This window comes from Martelella sp., from assembly GCF_984369615.1.
This window is the reverse complement of sequence record NZ_CFHTCS010000341.1, coordinates 1-4,657: the sequence shown is the minus strand read 5'-3', so window position 1 is coordinate 4,657 and position 4,657 is coordinate 1. Positions and strand designations below refer to the sequence as shown.

4 protein-coding genes are annotated in these 4,657 nt (G+C 63.4%); 1 reads left to right on the top strand and 3 read right to left on the bottom strand.

The window, feature by feature from the left end; translation table 11 throughout:
* The 3 genes from AC5DC2_RS19745 to AC5DC2_RS19735 form a co-directional block, all read right to left on the bottom strand.
* Positions 1 to 1,193, bottom strand: a 1,193-nt coding sequence (locus tag AC5DC2_RS19745) for a polyphosphate kinase (protein ID WP_491699705.1), incomplete at its 3' end; no start/stop codon positions are given.
* Positions 1,194 to 1,367: 174 nt separating this feature from the next.
* On the bottom strand, positions 1,368 to 2,054 hold the full coding sequence (hdaA, locus tag AC5DC2_RS19740) for a DnaA regulatory inactivator HdaA (protein ID WP_491699704.1): 687 nt from the start codon (positions 2,052 to 2,054) through the stop codon (positions 1,368 to 1,370).
* A gap of 3 nt (positions 2,055 to 2,057) precedes the next feature.
* Positions 2,058 to 3,185: an AI-2E family transporter gene (locus tag AC5DC2_RS19735; protein WP_491699703.1), complete on the bottom strand. Its 1,128-nt coding sequence runs from the start codon at positions 3,183 to 3,185 to the stop codon at positions 2,058 to 2,060.
* A 324-nt stretch (positions 3,186 to 3,509) separates the two neighbouring features.
* On the opposite strand from AC5DC2_RS19735, the gene purM reads away from it, so the two are divergent.
* A complete protein-coding gene (gene purM, locus AC5DC2_RS19730) occupies positions 3,510 to 4,601 on the top strand; it encodes a phosphoribosylformylglycinamidine cyclo-ligase (RefSeq protein ID WP_036235863.1) in 1,092 nt (363 codons plus the stop codon).
* Positions 4,602 to 4,657 lie beyond the last annotated feature (56 nt).

The following is a 4,657-nucleotide window of genomic DNA, read 5'->3' as shown; positions in this document are numbered from 1 at the left end:
CGCACGATCGGGCTGTCATTGGAGGTGCGGTAGAGCGTCTGCTTGATGGCGAGCACGTTCGGGTCGCGGGCCGCCTGGATCAGGAACTGGACGACGACATCGAAGGATTCGTAAGGGTGATGAACCACGAAGTCCTTCTCGCGGATCGCGGCGAAGCTGTCGCCGACATGCTCGCGCACGCGCTCGGGAAAACGCGGATTGAAGGATTTGAACAGGAGGTCCGGACGCGGCGCCTTGGTGATCTCCGACAGCGTGTTGAGCGCCAGCAGCCCCGGCAGAACCGCAACGCGATCCTCGGGAACGCCAAGCTCGTGGATGACGAAATGGCGTAGCGATGCCGGCATTTCCGAATCGGTCTCGATGCGGATCACCGACCCCCGGCGGCGCTGTTTCAGCGCCGTCTCGAAATAGCGCACCAGATCTTCCGCCTCTTCCTCCAGCTCGATATCGCTGTCGCGGATGACGCGGAAGGTCCCGTGGCCCTGCACCTCGTAACCGGGATAGAGCCGGTGGATGAACATGCCGATCACATCCTCCAGCGTGATGTAGCGGATCGCGCCGTCGAGATCCGGCATGCGCACGAAGCGGTTCATGGACGGCGGCAGGCGCAGGAGCGCGTTCATCGGCTCGCGGCCGTGGCGGCTGACCAGCTGCAGGCCCATGGAAAAGCCGAGATTGGGGATGAACGGGAAGGGATGGGCCGGGTCGATCGAAAGCGGCGTCAGAACCGGGAAGATACCCTGCTCGAATTCGTTGGTCAGCCAGGCGCGATCCTCGTCCATCAAGACCGAAGGGCGGACAATCACGACGCCTTCATTGGTCATGTATTGCTGCAGCACGGCCAGGGCCGCCTGCTGTTCCATCTGCAGGTTGTCAACCTCGCGCAGGATATCCGAAAGCTGCTCGGCCGGAGTCTTGCCATCGGCGGACAGCATGGTCACGCCCTGGCGGACCTGACCCTCGAGGCCGGCGACGCGCACCATGAAGAACTCGTCGAGATTGGCCGCCGAGATGGACAGGAAGCGTACACGCTCCAGCAGCGGATGGGCCGGGTTGAGCGTTTCCTCCAGCACCCTTCGGTTGAACTGGAGCCAGGAAAACTCCCGGTTGACGAACCGCGCCGGGCTCCGGCTCAGATCCTCGGCACCGTCGAGATCGCTCATTCCATCAACGCGCGACGACAAGTTTTCCATGATTTCAGCTCTTCCCTCTCATAGACCCGGACACAGGGCGCAGCGACGTCGCCGCTCTTCCTGCCGGACTATCCGAATTTGGCAACGAAACTGTGACAGGCGGCAAGACTTGCGCAGTTTATGGGCGCTTGCAAGCGCGCGCTTGTGTTTTTCGCAGGCGTAGAGGGGATAGGATCACATTGTTGCATTTTCACGCAGGGAGAGAACCTCCGCCGCCAAAGCGCGCGTGATCCGGCGTCCGCGCGAAAGCGCGAGCCTGTCGATCTCATCGACGATCCGGCAGGCGCTGTCGAGCGACCGCTCCATGCGCGAGACAAGGTAGGTCACGACGCGTCGATCCACCTCAAGTTGCCGATCGGCGAAGAGCTTGAAGATAACCTGCTCAAGGAGCTCGTCATCCGGCGCGCCGATTTCGACCACGGTTGCCGCCTGCAGCCGCGAGCGGAGGTCGGCGAGCGTAACGGGCCAGAGGCCGGGCAGGTCACGCGCGGTGATCAGCAGGCTGCCGCCGTTCTGGCGCACCGTGTTGATGAGATGAAAGAGCGCCGTCTCGTCGAAGCCCGCGCGGTCGGCGTCCTCGAACAGGAACGCGCCCTGACGATAGGGAACGGGTCGGCCGCCGCGCAGATTGTCCGTCACGTCGCGCGCCTGGCTCACCCCTTTCCAGATGGCAGCGAGATGGCTCTTGCCGGCGCCTGGCGGCCCGACAAGCACCACCACCGGCGCGCGCCAGTCCGGCCAGCGGTCAACGAGATCGACCGCTGGCGCGATCGAGGCGGAGACCAGGAGGTGCTCACGGTCAGCGACCGGATCGTGGCCGAGGGCAAGCGGCAGCTGCACGGTTTCGCTCTTCCTGGCCACGGCTCAGCCTTCTTCTTCCTTCACCGGCGTTGGCTCGTCGGTATGGTGCTCGATCCCGTCCCAGTAAAGATCGCTGGTGAGATAACGATCGATGGCAAAGCGCACGAGCACGCCGACGGCGGCCGCCACCGGCACGGCGACGAGAAGGCCGACGAAGCCGAACAGCACGCTGAAGGCAAAAAGGGCGAACATCAGCCAGACGGGATGAAGCCGCACGCTGCCGCCGACAAGCTTCGGCTGCAGCACGTTTCCCTCCAGGAACTGGCCGAACAGATAGATGCCGAAGACCAGCGCGATCATCCAGAAATCCGGCCAGAACTGGAACATCGCGACCCCCATGGACAACACGAGGCCGGATGTGGAGCCGAGATAGGGGATGAAGCTGATGAAGCCGGCGAAAAGACCGATCAACGCGCCGAAATTGAGCCCGGCAAGGCTGAGCGCCACGGCGTAGTAGACGCCGAGGATCAGGCAGAGCGAACCCTGGCCGCGCACGAAACCGGAAATCACGCTGTTGATCTCGCGGGCGAGATAGCGCACGTCGTCGACCTGGCCGCGCGGGATCCACTGGTCGACCTTGGCGACCATCCGGTCCCAGTCGAGCAGGAGGTAGAACGCAATCACCGGCGCCAGCACGACGAAGGAGACGACGTTGACGACGGCCATCGACGAACTCCAGATGCTGCCGAACAGCGAACCGGCGATGGAGGCGCCGCCCGACAGCATCTTGCCGACATTCTCGCTGAGATCGGTCAGTTGGCCGTTCGCCCAGTCGACCAGCTTGCTCAATTGCGTGGTCTGCACATAGTGCTCGAGCGCCGCGATATATTTCGGGAATTGCTGGACCACCTCGGAGGCCTGCGAGACGAGAAGCGGAATGATGAGCAGCAGGACCGCAATCACGACGATCAGGAAGGTCAGCATGATCGCGGTCGTCGCCCACAGCCTGTTCATCCCGATCTTTTCCAGCCGGTCGGCGACCGGATCGAGGAAATAGGCGAGCGCCATGCCCGCCACGAACGGCAGCAGGATACTGCGGAACACATAAAGAAAGAGCGCCACGAAGGCGGCGAACAGGAGCCAGAAAATGACCTGTCGCCTGAGGCCGGCGCCGCTGATGCGTCTCGTCATCCACCACACTCCGTCGCAGGCAATGCTTGGTCCTTGAAAAAGCAATTGCCGTTCTTGTTGATAAACCCGGTCGTGCCTCTCTCCGGAAGAAGCAACCGGCGCGCTCTGTTTGTTGGGCATTGCGACCCCAGCGTCAAGGCCGAAGAATGGCGGGAAACGGCCCCTCCCCGATATCCACCGGCGGAAAACACTAGGAAGAACTTGCATTCGGGCCTCAACAACCGGCTTTATTGTGATATCCGGAGGGGCGTCCGGCCTTGCCGCTTGCATCGGGCAACGACCCGTGCAATGCCCTCGTTTCGAATTGGCATGAGGATTGGCCCCATGAGCGACTCCCGCAAGACGAGCGAAACCCGTAAGAACGGACTGACCTATTCCGATGCCGGCGTCGATATCGATGCGGGCAACCTTCTGGTCGAGATGATCAAGCCTGCGGTCAAGTCGACCCGCCGCCCCGGCGCTGACAGCGAGATCGGCGGCTTTGGCGGGTTGTTCGACCTGAAGGCCGCCGGTTTTTCCGATCCCGTTCTGGTCGCCGCCAATGACGGAGTCGGCACCAAGCTGAAGATCGCCATCGAGGCGGCCAAGCATGACACCGTCGGCATCGACCTCGTCGCCATGTGCGTCAACGATCTGGTGGTCCAGGGCGCGGAACCGCTGTTCTTCCTCGATTATTTCGCCACCGGCGCGCTCGATCCGGAAGAAGGCGCGACCATTGTCGAGGGAATCGCCGAAGGCTGCCGCCAGGCCGGCTGCGCGCTGATCGGTGGCGAGACGGCGGAAATGCCCGGCATGTATGCCAGAGGCGACTATGACCTTGCCGGTTTCGCCGTTGGGGCAGCCGAACGCGGCGCGCTTTTACCGGCGGCAAATCTCGAGGAAGGCGACGTGATCTTCGGCCTTGCCTCATCCGGCGTGCACTCCAACGGTTTCTCGCTGGTCCGCCGCGTTGCCGAGATGAACGGCCTCGGCTGGCAGGCTCCGGCCCCCTTCGCGCCGGGCAAGACGCTGGGCGAAGCGCTGCTTGAGCCGACCCGCATCTATGTGAAGCCGCTTCTCGCCGCCATCCGCGAGACTGGCGCGGTGAAGGCGCTGGCTCACATTACCGGCGGCGGCTTTCCCGAGAACATTCCGCGCGTTTTGCCGAAGGCGCTGTCGGCCGAGATCGACCTTGGGGCGATCACCGTGCCCTCCGTCTTCTCCTGGCTGGCGCGCGCCGGCGGCGTCGCGCCGGCGGAGATGATGCGGACTTTCAACTGCGGCGTCGGCATGATCGGCGTCTGCAAGGCTGAAGACCTGGAAGACGTGCTCGAAGTCCTGAAGCGCGAGGGCGAGACCGCCTTTGCGCTTGGGCGCATCATTGCCCGCGGCGACGACATGGCCGGCACGGTCTACAAGGGCATGATCAACCTATGACGAAGAAGCGCGTCGCCGTCTTCATCTCGGGAAGCGGCTCGAACATGGTGCGGCTC